The organism is Flavimobilis rhizosphaerae (genome assembly GCF_014852685.1).
Taxonomy (GTDB): Bacteria; Actinomycetota; Actinomycetes; order Actinomycetales; family Cellulomonadaceae; genus Flavimobilis; species Flavimobilis rhizosphaerae.
Map to the genome: position 1 here is coordinate 176983 of NZ_JACZDF010000005.1, position 19024 is coordinate 196006.

General features: G+C 72.5%; 19 protein-coding genes. 8 read left to right on the plus strand and 11 right to left on the minus strand.

Translation table 11 applies throughout. The features are described from left to right. Nucleotides 1-505 precede the first annotated feature (505 nt). The 5 genes from IGS67_RS10540 to IGS67_RS10560 all read right to left on the minus strand — a co-directional run bounded on the left by IGS67_RS10540 (nucleotide 506) and on the right by IGS67_RS10560 (nucleotide 5762). Nucleotides 506-721 (minus strand): hypothetical protein, encoded by a 216-nt coding sequence (locus tag IGS67_RS10540; protein WP_192280600.1) that lies wholly within the window; start codon nucleotides 719-721, stop codon nucleotides 506-508. A 124-nt stretch (nucleotides 722-845) separates the two neighbouring features. Then, the gene (locus tag IGS67_RS10545) at nucleotides 846-1466 is read right to left on the minus strand and encodes an FMN reductase (protein WP_192280603.1); all 621 of its coding nucleotides are present in this window, start codon (nucleotides 1464-1466) and stop codon (nucleotides 846-848) included. Beyond that, complete coding sequence (locus IGS67_RS10550) at nucleotides 1463-1951, minus strand: MarR family winged helix-turn-helix transcriptional regulator (protein ID WP_192280607.1); 489 nt, start codon at nucleotides 1949-1951, stop codon at nucleotides 1463-1465. The genes IGS67_RS10545 and IGS67_RS10550 overlap by 4 nt, the downstream gene beginning before the upstream one ends. Next, nucleotides 1948-3096, minus strand: coding sequence for an LLM class flavin-dependent oxidoreductase (locus IGS67_RS10555; protein ID WP_192280711.1), 1149 nt, complete (start codon nucleotides 3094-3096; stop codon nucleotides 1948-1950). The genes IGS67_RS10550 and IGS67_RS10555 overlap by 4 nt, the downstream gene beginning before the upstream one ends. Nucleotides 3097-3293: 197 nt before the next feature. Next, nucleotides 3294-5762, minus strand: coding sequence for a glycogen/starch/alpha-glucan phosphorylase (locus IGS67_RS10560; protein WP_328742403.1), 2469 nt, complete (start codon nucleotides 5760-5762; stop codon nucleotides 3294-3296). A gap of 304 nt (nucleotides 5763-6066) precedes the next feature. On the opposite strand from IGS67_RS10560, the gene IGS67_RS10565 reads away from it, so the two are divergent. Continuing rightward, nucleotides 6067-6420: a hypothetical protein gene (locus tag IGS67_RS10565; RefSeq protein ID WP_210767250.1), complete on the plus strand. Its 354-nt coding sequence runs from the start codon at nucleotides 6067-6069 to the stop codon at nucleotides 6418-6420. On the opposite strand, the gene IGS67_RS10570 is transcribed toward IGS67_RS10565, so the two are convergent. Genes IGS67_RS10570 through IGS67_RS10595 form a run of 6 tightly spaced genes read right to left on the minus strand, consistent with a single transcriptional unit; the run spans nucleotide 6395 to nucleotide 11728 of the window. Next, nucleotides 6395-6976: a hypothetical protein gene (locus IGS67_RS10570; protein ID WP_192280614.1), complete on the minus strand. Its 582-nt coding sequence runs from the start codon at nucleotides 6974-6976 to the stop codon at nucleotides 6395-6397. The genes IGS67_RS10565 and IGS67_RS10570 overlap by 26 nt on opposite strands. Further along, the gene (locus tag IGS67_RS14005) at nucleotides 6973-8274 is read right to left on the minus strand and encodes a DUF58 domain-containing protein (RefSeq protein ID WP_328742407.1); all 1302 of its coding nucleotides are present in this window, start codon (nucleotides 8272-8274) and stop codon (nucleotides 6973-6975) included. Before IGS67_RS14005 ends, IGS67_RS10570 begins: the two co-directional genes overlap by 4 nt. A gap of 2 nt (nucleotides 8275-8276) precedes the next feature. Then, nucleotides 8277-9272 carry an AAA family ATPase gene (locus IGS67_RS10580; RefSeq protein ID WP_192280617.1) on the minus strand — a complete coding sequence of 332 codons (996 nt, stop codon included), beginning with the start codon at nucleotides 9270-9272 and terminating at the stop codon, nucleotides 8277-8279. Continuing rightward, nucleotides 9269-9838, minus strand: a complete 570-nt coding sequence (locus IGS67_RS10585; protein ID WP_192280620.1) for a hypothetical protein — start codon at nucleotides 9836-9838, stop codon at nucleotides 9269-9271. The genes IGS67_RS10580 and IGS67_RS10585 overlap by 4 nt, the downstream gene beginning before the upstream one ends. Continuing rightward, a complete protein-coding gene (locus IGS67_RS10590; RefSeq protein WP_192280623.1) occupies nucleotides 9835-10575 on the minus strand; it encodes a DUF4129 domain-containing protein in 741 nt (246 codons plus the stop codon). Before IGS67_RS10590 ends, IGS67_RS10585 begins: the two co-directional genes overlap by 4 nt. A gap of 19 nt (nucleotides 10576-10594) precedes the next feature. Further along, complete coding sequence (locus IGS67_RS10595) at nucleotides 10595-11728, minus strand: DUF3866 family protein (RefSeq protein WP_192280626.1); 1134 nt, start codon at nucleotides 11726-11728, stop codon at nucleotides 10595-10597. Between the two features lie 34 nt (nucleotides 11729-11762). On the opposite strand from IGS67_RS10595, the gene IGS67_RS10600 reads away from it, so the two are divergent. The 7 genes from IGS67_RS10600 (at nucleotide 11763) to IGS67_RS10630 (ending at nucleotide 19016) form a co-directional block, all read left to right on the plus strand. Then, on the plus strand, nucleotides 11763-12779 hold the full coding sequence (locus IGS67_RS10600; protein ID WP_192280629.1) for a helix-turn-helix transcriptional regulator: 1017 nt from the start codon (nucleotides 11763-11765) through the stop codon (nucleotides 12777-12779). Next, nucleotides 12772-13761 (plus strand): helix-turn-helix transcriptional regulator, encoded by a 990-nt coding sequence (locus IGS67_RS14420; protein ID WP_192280632.1) that lies wholly within the window; start codon nucleotides 12772-12774, stop codon nucleotides 13759-13761. The genes IGS67_RS10600 and IGS67_RS14420 overlap by 8 nt, the downstream gene beginning before the upstream one ends. A 9-nt stretch (nucleotides 13762-13770) precedes the next feature. Next, complete coding sequence (locus tag IGS67_RS10610; protein ID WP_192280635.1) at nucleotides 13771-14088, plus strand: hypothetical protein; 318 nt, start codon at nucleotides 13771-13773, stop codon at nucleotides 14086-14088. Nucleotides 14089-14164: 76 nt separating this feature from the next. Continuing rightward, a complete protein-coding gene (gene tatA, locus IGS67_RS10615; protein ID WP_235978076.1) occupies nucleotides 14165-14428 on the plus strand; it encodes a Sec-independent protein translocase subunit TatA in 264 nt (87 codons plus the stop codon). Between the two features lie 3 nt (nucleotides 14429-14431). Continuing rightward, on the plus strand, nucleotides 14432-15217 hold the full coding sequence (tatC, locus tag IGS67_RS10620; RefSeq protein WP_328742412.1) for a twin-arginine translocase subunit TatC: 786 nt from the start codon (nucleotides 14432-14434) through the stop codon (nucleotides 15215-15217). Next, on the plus strand, nucleotides 15214-16155 hold the full coding sequence (locus tag IGS67_RS14185; protein WP_192280638.1) for a diacylglycerol/lipid kinase family protein: 942 nt from the start codon (nucleotides 15214-15216) through the stop codon (nucleotides 16153-16155). Before tatC ends, IGS67_RS14185 begins: the two co-directional genes overlap by 4 nt. 20 nt (nucleotides 16156-16175) lie before the next feature. Further along, nucleotides 16176-19016 carry a DEAD/DEAH box helicase gene (locus tag IGS67_RS10630; protein ID WP_192280641.1) on the plus strand — a complete coding sequence of 947 codons (2841 nt, stop codon included), beginning with the start codon at nucleotides 16176-16178 and terminating at the stop codon, nucleotides 19014-19016. The last annotated feature ends 8 nt before the right edge of the window (nucleotides 19017-19024 follow it).

Consider the following 19024-nt stretch of genomic DNA (forward strand, 5'->3'; position numbering starts at 1 on the left):
GCATACGTGCACCGTGGGGTCCCACCACCCTGCCGCGCGGGTCCTTCACCTTGACGTCACTGGCGCTGCGCGCCCTGCCGATGGCACCAGGGTCGGGCCCAGACCGAGTCCGGCACTGACCTGACAGGACCGCGGGCGGACGTGGCCTCGGCCACGGCCCGTACGAGCCGCCGCCGCCGACGACCGGAACGACGGGACTCGTCGGGGCACTCTGGCTCGACGTCACTGGCAAGGGGCTCGTCGTCGGTCAGCCGAGCGGCGCGATCGATCTGGTCCGCCGGGACGGGACGACGACGCCCCGGGACACGACGACGTTCGAGCCGAGCGCCTCGACGGTGTGGCGCACGGACGGCAAGGGCAAGGTCCGCAAGGTGTTTCGCGACCGGCACGTTGCAGCGCGTGCGACTGAGGTGAGGCACGGGGCGTGATCTTTGCGCCTCTGGTACGACGACGGCGGCGGTCCCGGATCTCTCCGGGTCCGCCGCCGTCGTCGTGACGTGAGGCCTCAGTCCCTGCGGATGCCGAGGGCGAGCCCGACGGCGAGGCACGAGCCGAGCAGCCCGCCCGAGAAGAGCAGCGCGCTGTGCTGCGCGATGCCCTCGCCCATCGCCCACATCCCGGCGACGAAGATCGCCATGACGACGACGAAGATGAGGGCGTTCACGGCGACCGGGCGGTCGTCGAGGTGCGCCTCGGTGGGCTCGGTGCTGAACGTGTCCATCGCTCCTCCAACGGCTCTGGGTGGCGCATGCGCGCCCTGAGGGGATCCTATCCAGGTTCCCTCAGGTGCGGACCGGTGTCCGCGCCCGGCACCGCGGGCGCTGGTGCGTGACGGGTTGGTTCCGTCAGCGGCCGAGCTGCTCCGCGAACGGCACGACGTCGCCGAAGGGGTCGTCCTCGGCGGCGCCGGCGTAGTGCTCGACCTTCGTCGCGAGCTCGCTGCCTGCCCGGTCGATCCGTGACTGCAGCCGACCCGCCGAGTCGTACGTGCTGCCGTTCGCCCCCCAGTCGTCGGTCGCGGCGAACACCGCGGTGCCGACGACGTCCGCACGGAGGTAGCTGAAGAGCGGACGCAGCGCGTGCTCGAGCGCGAGCGAGTGCCGGGGCGTTCCCGCGGTGGCGCCGAGCAGGACGGGGACGCCTCGCAGCGCGTCCGGGTCGACAACGTCCATGAACGACTTGAAGAGCCCGGAGTACGAGCCCGAGAAGATCGGTGTGACGGCGACGAGCCCGTCGGCGGTGCGGACCTTCTCGAGGACGTCGGCGAGCCGGGGCGGCGCGAACCCGGTGAGGAGCATGTCGGTGACGTCCCGTGCGAGGTCGCGGAGCTCGACGACCTCGGTCGTGTGCGCCACGCCGCGCTCGTCGAGCGTGGCAGAGGTTGCCGCGAGCAGGCGGTCGGCGAGCAGCCGCGTCGACGAGGGCTGGGAGAGGCCTGCGCTGAGGGCGACGAGGTGGCGGGTCATGAGGGTTCCTTCGTGCTGGTCGTGCGGGCAGCCGCGGGCAGGGACGCGACGTGGTTGCGGAGGCGGTCGGTGAGATCGGTGAGCGTCGTGAGCTCGTCGGCGCTGAGCGCACTTCCGAGCGCTGCGTCGATCGAGGCGACGTGCCGGCGCCCGACGCGCCGCTGGAGCGCGCGCCCGTCGTCGGTGAGGACGACACGTGTGCCGCGGAGGTCGTCGGCGACGGCCCGACGCTCGACAAGCCCGCGTGCGACGAGTCGGTCGACGAGCCGTGAGAGCGAGGGCTGCGAGAGCAGCACGTCGGTGTTGAGCTCCTTGAGCCGGAGCCCGTCAGCGGGCCCGCGGGAGAGCGTGAAGAGCACGTCGTACTCCTTCATCGTGAGCTCTTCCCAGACATCGTCGGCGGCGAGGTGCCGGACGACGGCGACCTGGGCCCGGAAGAGCGATTCCCAGGCCGTCGCGTGCGCCATGGCGTGGGCGGACATCATCGTGCGTCGGTCGCCGGCGAGGCGCCCGTGACGTCGTCGGCGTCGGCGTAGACGGTCGAGTCGTGGCCGCCTCCCGCGGCGGCGACGCGGCTCGCGTGGGTGGGTGCGTCCGGCACGTCGGCAGGGCGGCCGATCGCCATCTCCCTGCGGAGCACGGGCACGACCTCCTCGCCGAGGAGGTCGAGCTGCTCGAGGACGGTCTTGAGGGGGAGTCCGGCGTGGTCGATGAGGAAGAGCTGGCGCTGGTAGTCGCCGACGTGGTCGCGCATCGCCGCGTAGCGGTCGATGACCTCCTGCGGCGAGCCGATCGTCAGGGGCGTCTGCTCCGAGAAGTCCTCCATCGACGGGCCGTGACCGTAGACGGGTGCGTTGTCGAAATAGGGGCGGAACTCGCGCTTGGCGTCCTGGGAGCTCTTGCGCATGAACACCTGGCCGCCGAGGCCGACGATCGCCTGGTGCGCCTTGCCGTGCCCGTAGTGCTCGAAGCGTCGGCGGTAGAGCTGGACCATCTGCTTGGTGTGGCTGATCGGCCAGAAGATGTTGTTGTGGAAGAAGCCGTCACCGTAGTACGCGGCCTGCTCGGCGATCTCGGGAGTGCGGATCGAGCCGTGCCACACGAACGGCGGCACGCCGTCGAGCGGACGAGGCACGGAGGTAAAGCCCTGGAGCGGCGTGCGGAACCGTCCGGACCAGTCGACGACGTCCTTGCGCCACAGCTCGTGGAGGAGCGCGTAGTTCTCGACGGCGAGCTCGACGCCCTGGCGGATGTCCTTGCCGAACCACGGGTAGACGGGGCCCGTGTTGCCGCGGCCCATCATGAGGTCCATGCGGCCGTCGGCGAGGTGCTGGAGGTACGCGTAGTCCTCGGCGATGCGGACGGGGTCGTTCGTCGTGATGAGCGTCGTCGAGGTCGAGAGGATGATGCGCTCGGTCTGCGCCGCGAGGTGTGCGAGAAGGACGGTGGGGTTGGCGGGTGCGGCGAAGGGCGGGTTGTGGTGCTCGCCGGTCGCGAAGACGTCGAGGCCGACCTCCTCGGCCTTCTTGGCGATCGCGACAGTGGCCTTGATGCGCTCGTGCTCGGTGGGGGTGCGGCCGGTCGTGGGGTCGGTCGTCACGTCGCCGACGGTGAAGATCCCGAACTGCATCATCGTGTCCTCCTGCTGCGGCCGGTCGGGCCTGTCGAAAGTTCATGCGTCTGCATCTACTTTAGTCTTCAACTAAGAGGGGTGTCGACGTGTTCCCGCGACGGAGTGGCGTGCCTCACTCCCGAACGCCAGCGAGCCCTGCCCCCGAGAGGGGAGCAGGGCTCGCTGGCGTGCACAGGGCCGAGCGGTGGCCTTCGTCAGGCGATGGGCTTCGCCGGCGCGTGCCAGATGCGGTCCAGGTAGTCCTGGATCGACCTGTCCGACGTGAAGAAGCCGGTGCGCGCGACGTTGAGGATCGCGGACCGGGTCCACGCGTCCTCGTCCCGGTATGCGACCTCGACCCGGTCCTGGGTGTCGACATAGGACCGGTAGTCCGCGAGGACCATGAAGCGGTCCTTGTAGAGCAGATCGGAGATGACGAACTCGAACGCCGTGCGGTCGCCGTCGGAGAACAGCCCCGAGGAGATGAGGTCGATCGCGCCACGGAGGCCGGCGTCGACCTCGTAGTAGGACGTCGGGTTGTAGCCCCGGTCCTCGAGCGCCTGCACCGCAGGCTCGTCCATGCCGAAGAGGAAGAAGTTCTCGTCGCCGACGAGCTGGCGGATCTCAACGTTGGCGCCGTCGTCCGTCCCGATCGTCAGGGCGCCGTTGAGCGCGAACTTCATGTTGCCCGTGCCCGACGCCTCCTTGCCCGCGAGCGAGATCTGCTCCGAGAGGTCGGCCGCCGGGATGAGTCGCTCCGCAAGGGTGACGTTGTAGTTCGCCGGGAACGCGATCCGCAGACGACCCTCGAGCTCGGGGGCGTTGTTGACGACCGCGGCCACCCGGTTGATGAGGTGGATGATCTCCTTGGCCATCTTGTAGCCGGGAGCGGCCTTGGCACCGAAGACAACGACGCGCGGCTGCAGGTCGGACGCCTTGACCTCGCCCTTGAGGACGCGGTCGTAGAGCGTGACGACGTGGAGCAGCTTGAGCATCTGACGCTTGTACTCGTGCAGGCGCTTGACCATGACGTCGTAGAGAGCGTCGGCCGGGAGCTCGATGCCGTCACGCTGCGCGAGCAGCCTGACGAAACGCTCCTTGTTGGCCTGCTTGACCGCGCGGAACTCGGCGCGGAACGACGCGTCGTCCGCGAACGGTTCGAGCTTGGCGAGCTGCGCGAGGTCGTTCGTCCAACCCGTGCCGATCGCCTCGTCGAGGAGCCCAGAGAGGCCCGGGTTCGACAGGCGCATGAACCGTCGGGGCGTGACGCCGTTCGTGACGTTCGTGAACTTCTCCGGCCACAGGGCCGAGAAGTCGTCGAGCACCTTGTCCGCGAGGAGCTGCGAGTGCAAGGCTGCGACACCGTTGACCTTCGTCGAGCCGACCGTCGCGAGGAACGCCATGCGCACGGCGCGCTCCGGGCGCTCCTGAATGATCGACATGCGGCGCACACGGAGCTCGTCGCCCGGGTACGTCTCGCGCACCAGGCCGAGGAAGTCCTCGTTGATCCGGTAGATGATCTCGAGGTGGCGCGGCAGCAGGCGGCCGAGCAGGTCGACCGACCAGACCTCGAGCGCCTCGGGCAGGAGCGTGTGGCACGTGTAGTTGAACGTGCGACGCGTGATGTCCCACGCCTCGTCCCAGCCGAGACCGCGCTCGTCGAGGAGGATGCGCATGAGCTCCGGAACGCCGATGACCGGGTGCGTGTCGTTGAGCTGGAAGACCACGCGCTCGGGGAGCGTCGAGAGGTCGTCGTCCCGCAGGACGGTGTCGAGGTAGTCGCGCAGCGACGCGGCGACGAAGAAGTACTGCTGCTTGAGGCGCAGCTCCTTGCCCTGGGGCGTCGAGTCCTCCGGGTAGAGGACCTTCGAGATGTTCTCGGCGACCGTCTGGCGACGGACGGCGGACTCGTAGTCGCCCGAGTTGAAGATCTGCAGGTCGAAGGCGTCGGTCGCCTTGGCCGACCACAGTCGCAGCGTGTTGACGTTGCGGGTCTCGAAGCCGGGAACCATGTAGTTGTACGGGACGGCGAGAACCTGCTCGGCGGGGACCCAACGGGTCCGGGGGGCGCCGGTCTCGTCCGTGTACTGCTCGGTGTGGCCACCAAAGTTCACGGTGACCGAGTTCTCGGGCTGCGCGAGTTCCCAGGGGGATCCCTTGACGAGCCAGCGGTCGGGCTGCTCGACCTGGCGCCCGTCGACGAACGTCTGGCGGAAGATGCCGTACTCGTAGCGGATGCCATAGCCGATCGCGGGGATCGACTTTGCGGCGAGGGAGTCGATGAAGCACGCGGCGAGGCGGCCGAGGCCGCCGTTGCCGAGCCCGGGCTCGGTCTCGTACGCCGTGAGCTCGTCGAGGTCGAGCTCGAGCTCGGCAAGAGCCGTGCGCGCGACCTCCGTGAGGGCGGTGGACAGGAGTGCGTTCTCGAGCTGCGGTCCCATGAGGAACTCGGCCGACAGGTAGGCGACGGTCTTCGCCTTGGCTGCGCGGTGCGAGGCCTGCGTGGCGATCCAGCCGTCGACCATGGCCGAGCGGACGGTACGCGCGAGTGCCTGGTACAGGTCCTCCGTGCGGGCGTCGACTAGGTCGACGCCCTGCTCGTAACGGAGCTGACGGCAGAACTCGCTCTTGAACGACTCCACGGTCGTGGGGGAGGAGATGAACCTCTCGATGTTCTCAGTCACGGGTTGCACGCTACCCGTCGGAGGCTCCAGTTGCCATGACCTTGGGCCCTCGCGTTGCAACGCGTACACCCGCTGCCATGGGCCCGGGTCTGCCACTGCGGCAGTGCGGACGCCGCGCCTGCCGCGAGAACGTGCGGTTCCGTTGCGCCGAGACCGCGCGGCCGCGCGCGGGGTGGTGCTGAAACACATTCACGATGTTGCAGAAACGTTGCAGAAACATGGGATGAAAGAGGTGCGCCCTTCCAGAGGGTTCCACCCGAATCTACGATGAACCTACGGCCTCGACGACGAGGGGGTGCAGGCCATGCTCATCGCACTGGCATCGTGCGTGGTCGCCATCGCCGGCGTCACGCTCGTCGTCAGCACCGCACGCCGGCGTGACTCCAGGCCCGGACCGAATCCTCTCCGTGCGCTCGACCTCCAGATGCGCCTCTCGAGGCTGGCCGCCGAGGTGCGCCGGATCGACGGGGACCGCACGATGCTCGCCCGCGCCCACCACTTGCGCGTCGCGCTCGAGGCCTACGACGCCCTCCTCTCGGAGGCGTGCACGCTCGCTGACGGTGCCGCGTGCGAGGTCGCGCCCCTGGGGACGGCGACCCGCGACACCATCCGCCTCGACCGCGAGCTCCTGCTCAGCGTGCGCGGCTGGAGCTGGTGAGCCGTACCGCCACGGCGCCGAGCCCGACGACGCCGACGGCACCCAGGACTCCGAGCCACCCCGGCAGGTCCGTGTCGACGAGTGCGAGGAGCGCGACGAGAGGGACGACGACGCAGCCGACGAGCACCGTCGACCGGAGAGCTCGCCCGACGAGCCGCACGTCCACCCCGACGTCCCGGAGGTCGGAACGTGAGGCGGCGTCCGCGAGGAGCGACAGGTGGACGGCGGCCGGCAGCAGCAGCGCGAGCGCAGCCGGACGCAGCCCCGGGTCACCCGCCGCGAGCGCGGCGCCCACGATCGTCACCCCGACGAGCACGGCCCACGTCCCGCCCGGCACGAGGGCGCTCACGAGCAGGGGGCCGAGGATGAACCACGTGATGACCGCCGGACCCAGAAGGGCGTACGCCCCGGCGACGAGCAGCACCGCGACGACACGCAGCATGAGCAGCGGCACGGTGCGCACGTCCTCGAGCCGGACGCGCGGCGGACGCCCCGGGCCGGCGGGGCCGAGCAGCGTATGCCGCGCGCGCGCGACCCACGAGGGACGGGGGATCATCGCCGACCTCCGGGACGGACGCGTGACATCATGCGGAGCCGCTGCTCCGGGGTCGGGCCGGGCACGTCCCGTGCGGGTGCAGACCAGTCGACGAGCGTGATCCCTGCCGCCGCGAGGCGTTCGAGACGCAACGCGCGCTCGAGGCGCATGACACGCCACGCGAGACCCGACGCGCCGTCGGGCAGGACACCGCCCACGGGCGGGAGCACGTCGACCGCCCAGACCTCGTGACCCCGCGCGAGCCACACGAGCGCGGCCTCGGCCGCGTCGTCGTCGAGGAACGTCGACAGCAGCACGACGGTCGCTCCGGCCTGGAGCGCGGGCACGCGCGTGCGGCCGACGCTCCCGTGGTCGGGCCGCGCGAGGGCGAGCGCGTGGAGGATCCGCCGCAGGTGCCGCTCGCCCGCACCGGGTCGCAGCTGCGCCCTGCTGCGCCCGAGGTCGACGAGCCCCACCCTGTCACCGCGGCGCAGGTACGCGGTCGCGAGCGAGGCTGCCGCGGACCGCGCGAGGTCGAGCGATCCCGGGCGGTCCGGCCGCGGCTCGCCGAAGCCCGTCCATGCCGCGATGTCCTGCGCCATGTCGTCGCGGGAGTCGAGCACGACGACGACGTGGGCCTCGGACGTCGCGTGAGTGCGACGGACGTAGATCTCGTCGAGCTCGGGCGACCGGCGCGCCGTGGCACGCCAGTCGATGCCGCGCATCCGGTCTCCCGGCGCGAACGGGTGCACGTCGCGCAGGTCGCCCCCGGACCCAGGACGGCGCGAACCGTGCGGGCCCGAGAGACCGCGGAGCCGTTGCGGGACCGGCACTTCCTCGAGCCGTCGCGCGACCGGGAGCACGATCGCGTCCGTCGGAGCGACGTCCTCGAGCAACGCGACGGAGTCGAGCCCGTCGGACCATGCGATGCCGTGCGCGGCGAATCCGGGAACCCGTCCGGTGCGTGCGAGCGGGAGCGTCGCGGTGAGCGTCCGGTCTCCGTCGACGGCGACGAGCACGCCGACGGGGTCCGCGCCCGGGCTCGCGATCCGGACGAGCACCGTCGCGGGCGCGTCCGACGTGAGCGTCACGGGGGCGACGAGTCGCCGGTCGCCCGTGTCGTCCCGTGTCGTCGGCGTCCCCACAGCGAGGGAGACGTCGAGGAGGTCACGTCGTGCGACGAGAAGCCCGCCCGCGAGGGCGGCACCGACGAGCACGACGTCCGCACGGCTCAGCAGCAGCCCGACGACGCACAGGACGAGACCGGGCCCGAGCCGAGCGACGGCTCCGGTCGCGCGACGCGCTCCACGGACCGTCACGGTCAGGCCCGGACGTCGTGCCCGGCCGACGACGGCGTCGGCACGGAGGAGAGCGCCTGCTCGACGACGACCGAGGGGGACAGGTCCGTCGCCCAGGCCTGCGGCGTGAGCGTGAGGCGGTGCGCGAGCGCGGGGACGGCGACGGCCTTGATGTCGTCGGGCGTCACCCACGTGCGTCCGTCGAGCACCGCGAGGCCTCGCGCGACGAGCACGAGTGCCTGCGTGCCGCGGGGGCTCGCCCCGATCTCGACGCCGGGGTGCGTGCGTGTCGCCGCGACGAGCGCGACAGCGTACGCGACGACGTCGTGGGCGACGTCGACGGCCTCCGTGCCGGCCTGCATCGCGAGGAGCGTGGCGGGGTCGACGACCGGCGCGACCGTGACCTCCTCGCGGCGGCGCGCGAGGCGCCGACGGATGATCTCGGTCTCGCCCGCGGCGTCGGGGTGGCCGACGGCGAGCCGGAGCATGAAGCGGTCGAGCTGAGCCTCCGGCAGCGGGTACGTGCCCTCGTACTCGACCGGGTTGGACGTCGCGACCACGTGGAACGGGCGTGCGAGCGGGTACGACACGCCCTCGACCGTCACCTGGCGTTCGGCCATCGCCTCGAGGAGCGCCGACTGCGTCTTCGGGGACGTCCGGTTGATCTCGTCGGCGAGGAAGAGGCCGGTGAAGACGGGACCGGGCCGGAACTCGAACTCGCGCGTCGCCGGGTCGTAGACGTTCGAGCCCGTGATGTCGGCCGGCAGGAGGTCCGGCGTGCACTGGAGGCGTCGGAAGTCGAGCCCGAGCGCGGACGCGAGCGAGCGGGACGCGAGTGTCTTGCCCAGGCCCGGCACGTCCTCGAACAGGACGTGGCCTCCTGCGAGAACGGTCGCGAGCGCGAGGCGGAGAGCCGGCCCCATCCCGACGATCGCGCCGCCGACGGCCTCGAGGACCTCTGCGCCGAGCCGTGCGACCTCGGCGACGGGCAGCGGGCTCGTGGTGCTGGGCTGGGTCATCGGGATCCTCCTGGGAGCGGTGCGTGCATAGCGGGGCGGCCGGTCGTCACTGACGCGGGGACGGTGAGGCGCCGACCGGTCGGGTCGAGTGCCTCGAGCGCGGTGAGGCAGCGGTCGAGGTCGCGTGGACGCGTCTCGGTGCGTGCGTCGGCGTCGAGGAGTGTCGGGGCGCCCGCCCCGAGCAGCGTGCGGGCCCGGGCGACGTCGGCCGGCGTGACGACGAGTGGGAACCCGCCGTCGGATGCGACGCCGTGGAGCGCGAGGAGCTGTGCAGCGAGGTCGCCGATCCGCCGCATGGTGCGCGGAGGGACGAGCCCCGAGCGTGAGCGCATCGACCAGACGAGCGCGGAGAGCTCGTCGCGGCGTCCGGCGGCCTGCGTGAGGCTGTCGGCCGCGAGGAGGGGCTCGTCCGTCGTCGCGAGCCGGTGCGTGACGACGACGTAGAGAAGGGGGAGGGCGCCGAGGACGAGGGCGTGGGTCCATTCGAGGACGAGGAGCCCGACGACGAGCACGACGAGCGAGAGCGCGGTGCCGAGCACGAGCCGTGCGCGGGGGAGCGACGTCACGGTCCCACCTCCGGGTGCTCGTCGCGCAGGGCGCCGAGGATCGACCCGAGCGCTGCACGTGAGGCGGCGACGTCGTCGGCGGTCGCACCGCCGCTCCCGTAGCGGACGGCCTCGTACGTCCTCAGGAGCGAGGTCGTCGCGGTGCTCGGTGCCCGGGTCGCGCGGAGGACGTCCGACGTCAGCTCGGCCTGAGTCTGGACCGGCTGGCGGACGACGCCCTCGCGCGCGACGGCCTCCTCGAGGACGAGCCAGGCCTGGACGACGGCCTCGGCCGGGTCCGGGACTCCGTCGAGCCGCTCGAGGGCCTCGGCGACCGCGTCGGCGACGACCTCGCGCGACGGCACGACCTGACCTGGCATCGTGTCGACCGTCATGGGGGCCTCAGGTACGGGCCGTGGCCGTCGTGACCACCAGGTGCGGACCGCTCGAGCGGCGACCGCGACGAGAAGGGCGAGCACGACGAGACCGAGGAGGATCATCACCCACAGGACGATGTCGCTGCTGTTCTGCTGCTGCTCGGCGAGCTCGGTCGGTGGGGGCGGCGGAGGCTCGGAGGCCTCCTGCGTCGGGAGGGTGATCGAGAGATCGGGGTTCCAGCGCAGCTGCCACGGCGCCCACGCGAGGGCCCCGACGACGACGCACGCGAGCGAGACGAGCGCAAGGGTCGTCGTCGCGCGGGCATGGCGCTGCGCGGGGTCCGCGGCCCGTGGCGCGCTCGTGGTGTCGTCGCTGATCATCGGTGCCAGCGTACGGGGCTCAGCGCGATGCCCGAGGGAGGCTGGTGAGGTGAGCCGCGTGCACGCCGGCGACGGCGGCCGCGAGGAACGGCCACGGGTCGGCCTCGAGGTCGCGTCCCATCGTCGACAGGCCCACCGGGGTGCCGCGGAGTGCTGCGAGAAGCGCTGCGTCCGCCGGGACGTCGACGAGAGCGTGCCGTCCCGCCTCGAGGAGGGGGCGGGCGGCGCGGAATGCCGCGCGCAGCGCGTCGGCACCGCCCGGGACCGGGACCTCGTCGGTGACGGTGGGCACGACGACGTCCGACGGCGCGAGCGCGACGCGGCCGACGGCGGTGAGCGAGTGGTGCGACACACCGAGATGTCGCGCGCGGGCGTCGGTCGTCGAGACGCGGAGCGCCGCGACGCCCCGCCCGCCGAGCACGTGTGCCGCGTTGAGCGCCTCGCCGGCCGCGACCCCTGAGAAGCCCCATCGTGTGCCTGTGCCGAGGTTCCCGGGGCCCTGCGCGACGACGACGACGTCGGCGCTGAGCACGTGCCGTGCCGCGAGGAGCCCCGAGTGCAGGCTCACGGCCTCGAGGTCGCCGCCGTACGCCTGCCCGACGGTGACGGTCGCGTCGAGCCATCCGGCCTCACGCAGGCCCGCGACGGTCCGCGAGAACGCGAGCGGCAGCGCACCGCCATCGGTCATGACGTAGGCGGTGCGCGGCGGGCGCGGCCCCGACCAGGCGGCGCGCACGCCAGCGAGCACCGCCGGCAGCGCCGAGTGGAGGTCGGCGACGACGACGGGCAGCCCGTCGAGGTCGTCGGCGTCGCGGAGCAGCTCGTGATGCTCGGACTCCTGCTCGTCGGCGCCGAGGACCATCGTCTGCAGCGGCGAGTACCGCGCCTTGACGAGATGCCCCGGCCCGGCGGGGGCGTCGGGCGGCAGCCTGTCGGGGAGTGCGACGACGAGTGCGTAGCCGCCCGTTCCCAGGCCGCGCTCGAGGGCCGTCGCGTTGAGCAGCACACGGTCGCCGACCTGCAGGGACCCCACAAGATCGACGTAGGCGAGCGCCCGGACCTCCGCGCCCGCAGCGAGCCGGACCACCGCCTCGCACGCCCCCGGCCACGACCGACCGAGCGACACCACCGAACCCTCGCGCCAACTGATCACCCGGACACGCTACCGGGCGCTACCGTTGACCTCGATGTCCACGCGCACCCGGGCCGACGAACGGCTCCTCAACCTTGTCATCGCCCTCGTCAACTCCGGGCACGGGCTCACGCGCGCCCAGATCCGCGCGACCGTCGAGGGGTATACGGAACCTCGCACCGACGACGCGTTCGAGAAGCTCTTCGAGCGCGACAAGACGACGCTGCGCGAGCTCGGGTTCCCGCTGAGCATGTCCGAGGACACGTTCCAGGACTCGATCCGCTACTGGCTCGACATGCAGTCCTACGACATGCCGCCGGTCCACCTCACGGCGTCGCAGCTCGGCGTGCTCTCCGTCGCGGCCCAGCTGTGGCGGGACGGCGCGCTCGGCGCGGAGTCCCGACGCGCGGTGACGAAGCTGCGGGCGCTCGGGGACCCGGACGTCGACACGCACGGCCTCGGCGCGCTCGCCCTGCGCGTCGGCGCCGCCGGCGGTGCCTACGGCCCGCTCGTCGACGCGATCGACTCGCGCACGGCCGTACGGTTCCGCTACCGCGCCGCGAGCACGGGCGAGGTGGCGGTCCGCACGGTCGAGCCGTGGCGGCTCGCGGTGAGGCGCGGCGGCTGGTACCTCCTCGGTCAGGACCGCGACCGCGAGGCGGCCCGCGCGTTCCGGCTCTCGCGGTTCGACGGGTCCGTCGGCACGGTCGGCGAGGCTGGCGCATTCGAGATCCCCGGGAGCGTCGACGTCGAGGCGATGCTCGGTCTCCGCAGTGCGCAGGTCGAGGCGTTCCTTGCGATCACGCCGGGCCGGGCGACCGCGCTGCGCGCGCAGGGGCGCCCGTCCGAGGCGACGGAGGCCTGCGGGTGCGCCGAGGGCCGTGACCTTGTCGACCTCACGCTCGACGACCTCGAGCAGGGGGCGCGGCTCGTCGCGTCATACGGCGACGCCGTCGTCGTCCTCGAGCCGGACGAGCTCCGCGAGGCGGTGGCGCGCCGGCTCCGCGCCGCAGCCGCGATCCCGCTCGGCACGCCGGGCGCAGCGCACGACGAGGAGCCCGACCGTGGCTGAGAACGCACCCGACCGTCTCGTCCGGCTCCTCGGCCTGCTCGCGTTCCTCGGGCGTGACGATGTCGTCGACGCCGGCTATGCGTCGTGGCGGCTCGACGAGCTCGCGGAGCGCTTCGAGGTGACGCCGCGCCGGATCCTCCAGGACATCAACCTGCTGTTCGTCGCTGGGCTGCCGGGGCACGGCCCCGAGGACCTCATCGACTTCGACCTCGACGAGGAGGACGGGTACGTCGCGCTGCGGGAGCCCCACGGCATGGCGCGCCCCCTGCGACTCAGCACGCGCGAGGCTGTCGCGCTCGTCGCGGCGCTGCGGACCCTCGCCGCAGGCCTCGACCCCGAGCTGCAGCCTCGTGAGGCGGCGGAGGTCGCGTCGACGCTCGCGGTGCTCACGCGCGCGGCCGGCGCAGCAGCGAGCACGGCGGCGCTCGTCGACGTCGACCTGGGTGCCGCAGCGCCCGTCGCGGTACGTGCCGCGCTCGTGCGGGCCCTCACGGACGGGCGGCGTCTGCGGCTGCGCTACGTCTCCGCGTCCGACGTCGTCTCCGAGCGCGACGTCGACCCGGTGCGTCTTGCGACCGAGGACTCCCACGGGTACCTCGTCGCGTTCTGCCTGCGCGAGCAGGCGGGACGCAGCTTCCGCGTCGACCGCATCCTCGAGGCGACCGTCCTCGAGGACCCTGCCTCGCCGCACCCCGAGCTCACCGACGCGCCGACGTTCCGGCCGGCACCCGGGGACGGCGCGGTCCTCGCGACGCTCGCGCTCGCGAGCCCGGCGCGCTGGATCGCCGAGTCCGTCCCCGTCGAGGCGGTCCGTGAGCTCTCGGACGGTGCCTTCGAGATCGATCTCGTGGTTCGTGACACCGGATGGTTCGTGCGTCTCGTCCTCGAGGAGGCCGAGAACGTCCTCGCGATCTCCCCGGCCGAGCTTCACGCGGCCGTCACGAGCGCCGCGGCCGCGGCGCTCGAGGCGTACGACGGATAGCCTGACGCCGTGTGGTTCTGGATCTGGACGGCCCTCACCCTCGGCGCGCTCGCCGCAGGGTTCCTCGCGTGGCGTCAGGTGTGGCGGCACGGCAAGGGCCTCGTGCGTGAGCTCGGCACGTCGGGCGACCGGATCGGCGACGTCGTCGACGAGGCCACCGCTCGCACCGACGCACGGCTCGATGCCCTCGCCCCCATAGAGGTCACGGTGGGGCTGGACCCGTCACCGCTGCGCCGAGCGATCGATGACCGCCGTGCCCGCACCCGCGCGCACCGCGCCCGTCCCCGTCCCGAGGTCTGGGAACGCTGGGCACAGGTGTGGCGCTAAACGGACGCCCGTCGTCGGAAGGCGGCACGCAGCCTAAGATGAGTCCACCTGTCGACGTCTGGAGTTCCTTCTCATGATGCTGCGCGAGCACCCGTGGGCCATCCTCATCATCCTCCTGCTCATCGTGCTGCTCTTCGGCTCGAGCAAGCTGCCTGACCTCGCTCGGAACCTCGGCCGGTCCATGCGGATCGTCAAGAAGGAGGTCCGTGAAATGAAGGCCGACGACGAGGACGCGACGCCGGCCGCCCCGACGAACCCGTCGGCGCCGGCCGAGCCGCAGCAGCCGGCCGCCCCGCAGCAGCCGGCCGGTCCGGCCGGGGATGACGCGCCCAAGGCCTGAGGCGTGCCACGCACCGGTCGCCCGCGCGACGGGCGGATGCCCCTGCGCGCCCATCTCCTCGAGGCAAGGAACCGCGTCGTCCTCGCCGGGCTCGGCATTCTCCTCGGTGCGGTCGTCGGCTGGTTTCTCTACCCCCACGTGTTCGATCTCCTCCAGGCACCGATCCTCGAGGTCGCTGCCAGGGAGGACCGGACGGTCGCACTGAACTTCGCTGGCGCGTTCACCGCGATCGACATGCAGATCAGGCTGTCGGTGTGGATCGGGCTCATCGTCTCGAGCCCGTGGTGGCTCTACCAGGCATGGGCCTTCGTGGTACCCGGCCTCACTCGCCGTGAGAAGTGGGGCACCGCGGCCTTCGTCGCCTCGGGCGTCCCGCTCTTCCTCGCGGGCGCCGCGCTCGCGTGGTGGGTGCTGCCGCGGGCCGTCGTCATCCTCGTGATGTTCGTCCCCGCCGGTGCGACAAACCTCCAGGACGCGCAGGCCTACCTGACCTTCGTCTCCCAGTTTATCCTCGCCTTCGGGCTCGTGTTTCTGCTGCCGGTCGTCATGGTCGCGCTCGATCTTGTCGGTCTCGTCCGCGGCCGCACCTGGCTGCGGGGGTGGCGCTGGGCGGTCGTCCTCGCGTTTACGTTTTCCGCGATGATGACGCCGACGACCGACGTCCTCACGATGTTCCTCATGACGCTGCCGATCCTCGTGCTCTACGCCGCTGCCGTCGGGATCGCGATGCTTCATGACCGCCGCGTCGACCGTCGACGCGCCCTCGCCGAGGAGGCCGACGGCCTGTGACCACCCCTGCCGGGCCCGTCGGGCTCGTCGTCAACCCGACGTCGGGTCGTGGCCGCGGGGCGCGTGCAGGCGACCGCACCCGCGAGCTCCTCGAGGCCGCGGGCCACGAGGTTGTCGAGCTCTCGGGGGAGACCCTCCTCGACGCGGTGCACCGCGCCCGTCAGGGTGTGTCCGACGGGCTGAGCGCGCTCGTCGTCGTCGGCGGGGACGGCATGGTGCACCTGGGGTTCAACGCGGTCGCGACGACGCGCACGCCCCTGGGCATCGTCGCGGTCGGCTCCGGCAACGACTACGCACGCGCCGCAGGCCTTCCGCTGCACCGGGTCGACGCAGCGGTGCGCGTCGTGCTCGACGCGCTCGCCCAGGGGCGCACGCGGGCGGTCGACGCGGCCCACGTGGCGCCGCCCCGGTCGCTCGACGGCCGCTGGTTCGCGGGCGTCCTCTCCGCCGGGCTGGACGCTGCCGTCAACGCGCGCGCCAACCGGCTGTCGTTCCCGCGCGGACACCTCAAGTACCTGCGGGCCGTCGTCGGCGAGCTGGGTGCTTTCCTGCCGTTCGGCTACCGCGTGCGCGCGGACCACCCGGACGGAACGACCTCGGAGTGGCTCTCCGCGGGGACGCTCGTCGCCGTGGCGAACTCCCCGATGTTCGGCGGTGGGCTGCAGGTTGCTCCTGGCGCGCGCATCGACGACGGTGAGCTCGACCTCGTGACCGCCGGACCGCTGCGCCGGATGCAGACAGTCGGCCTCTTCCCTCGGCTCTACCGGGGCACGCACATCTCGCATCCGGCCGTGACGATCTCGCGGACGACGTCGGTCACCGTCGAGCCCTCCGACCTCGGCCGCACCCCGCCAGTCGCCATGGCCGACGGTGAGGAGATCGGACCCCTGCCGCTGCGGGTCGAGATCCACCGCGGCGCCGTGACGCTCCTCGCCTGACGTCCGCCTACGCTGGGAGCATGAGCAGCCCGGAGGACCACGCGCCCGCCGACCTCTCGCCGGCCGAGCGGTACGCGCTCGCCCGCGTACGCGCGGCCGACGAGGCCTCGGCGTTCGGACGCTTCCGCGCGCACCTCGGGTTCGAGCCCGACGACTTCCAGGTCGAGGCGTGCCGCGCGCTCGAGGACGGGCAGGGAGTGCTCGTGGCCGCCCCCACGGGCGCCGGCAAGACCGTCGTCGGCGAGTTCGCCGTGCACCTCGCGCTCGAGCAGGGCCGCAAGGCGTTCTACACGACGCCCATCAAGGCACTGTCGAACCAGAAGTACACCGACCTGACGCGACGTCACGGCGCGGAGCGCGTCGGCCTGCTCACGGGCGACGTCTCGATCAACGGTGACGCGGACGTCGTCGTCATGACGACCGAGGTCCTGCGGAACATGCTGTACGCGGGGTCGCCCGCGCTCGACCGCCTCGGACACGTCGTCATGGACGAGGTCCACTACCTCGCGGACCGGTTCCGCGGGCCAGTCTGGGAGGAGGTCATCATCCACCTGCCGCAAGACGTCCAGGTGACGTCCTTGTCCGCGACGGTGTCGAACGCGGAGGAGTTCGGGGACTGGCTCGGCACGGTCCGCGGCGAGACCGCCGTCGTCGTCTCGGAGCGGCGGCCCGTGCCGCTGTTGCAGCACGTCATGCTCCGCGGACGTCCGTCGGACGACGAGCCACGGCGCGGACGCCGTGCCGAGATCCTCGACCTCTACGCGGGCCACGTCGACCCGACCGACCCGGGCGTCAACCCACCGATCAACCCGGATCTTGCGCAGGCCGTCCGGCGGCTCGACCCGGGGCCTGGTCCTCGGCGCGGCCGCGGTCGGCCGGAGCCGCGCCGCCGCGGACCGCACGGCGGACGTCAGGTGTCGCGCGCGGCGGCGGTCGACACGCTTGATGCCGCCGGCCTCCTGCCCGCGATCCACTTCATCTTCTCGCGCGCGGGCTGCGAGGCGGCGCTTGCACAGTGCCTCGGTCTCGGCATCTCGCTGACGTCCCGCGAGGAGGAGGTGCGCATCCGGCATCTCGCGCACGAGCGGTGCGCGGACCTGCCGGCCGAGGACCTCGGCGTCCTCGGGTACGCGTCGTGGATCGAGGGGCTTGCGCGCGGCCTCGCGACGCACCACGCGGGGATGCTGCCGCAGTTCAAGCAGACCGTCGAGGAGCTCTTCGCGGCCGGGCTGCTCAAGGTGGTCTTCGCGACGGAGACGCTCGCGCTCGGCATCAACATGCCGGCGCGCACCGTCGTCCTCGAGAAGCTCGTCAAGTGGGACGGGCGCGGGCACGCGGACCTCACGCCGGGGGAGTACACGCAGCTCACGGGGCGTGCCGGGCGGCGCGGGATCGACGTCGAGGGGCACGCCGTCGTGCTCGACCACCCGGGGCTCGACCCGGTCGTGCTCGCGGGCCTCGCGTCACGGCGCACGTACCCGCTGCGCTCAAGCTTCCGCCCGACGTACAACATGGCGGTCAACCTCGTCGGCACGGTCGGCCGTGCGCGCACGCGCGAGGTCCTCGAGACGAGCTTCGCGCAGTTCCAGGCGGACCGCGGCGCGGTCGGCCTGGCGACGCAGGCGCGCCAGCAGTCCGAGGCGCTCGACGGCTACGCGGCCGCCATGGCCTGCGACCTCGGCGACTTTGCCGAGTACGCGCGGCTCCGGCAGCGTGTCGCGCAGCGCGAGGGCGACCTCCGCAAGGCTGACGCCGGCGCCCGACGGCGGGCGGTGCTCGAGTCGCTCGGCGCGCTGCGCCGCGGGGACGTCGTCGCGGTCGGCGAGGGTCGGCGCGCTGCCCATGCGGTCGTCCTCGCGGGGCCCAGCCCCGAACGGTTCGGCCCCGGCCAGCCCGTCGTCCTCTCGGAGCAGGGCAAGGTGCGCCGGATCGATCCGGCGGACCTCCTCGGTCCCGTCGAGGTCGTCGCCGAGGTGCGGGTGCCGCGTGCGTTCGACGAGCGTCGGCCCGGCGACCGCCGTGACCTCGCGTCGTCGCTCAGGGCGGCGGTCGCGGGTCTCGACGCGACGCCGTCGCGGCGGTCGAAGGCCAGGTCCGCTGCGGCCGACGACGCCGAGCTTGAGGCGCTGCGCCGCACGCTGCGCGCGCACCCGTGCCACCGCTGCCCCGACCGCGAGCAGCATGCGCGCTGGGCGGAGCGCCACGCGCGGCTCACGAAGGACCACGCGGCGCTCGTGCGCCGCATTGCCGGCCGCACGGGCACAATCGCCCGGCAGTTCGACCGGGTGTGCGAGCTTCTCGTCGACCTCGGCTATCTGGCTCCTGCCGGTGACGGCACTCCCGAGCTGCGGGTGACGTCGCACGGCCGGGCCCTCACGCGCATCTATGCGGAGAACGACCTGCTCGTCGCGGAGTGTCTGCGGCACGGAGCGTGGGCGGACCTCGACGCGCCGGCGCTCGCCGCGGTCGTCACGGCGGTCGTCCACGAGCCTCGTGGTGAGGAGGTCGAGGAGCCGCGCGTGCCGGGAGGGCCCGACGGGCGTCTCGCGCTCGCGCTCGACGCGACGGTCCGCGCGTGGTCGCGGCTCGAGGACCTCGAGACGGCGCACCGGCTCGACGCGACCCCGCCCCCGTCGTTCCAGCTCGTCGAGGCCGTCCACCGCTGGGCTGCGGGCCGCAGCCTCGAGCACGTGCTGCGCGGCACGGAGCTTGCCGCCGGCGACTTCGTGCGCATCTGCAAGCAGATCGTCGACGTCCTCGACCAGTTGACGATCGCCGCACCCGACGCGCGCACGCAGAAGGCCGCCCGGCAGGCGGTCGACGCGGTGCGTCGAGGTGTTGTCGCTCACGCAGGGGTCTGAGCGGCCTC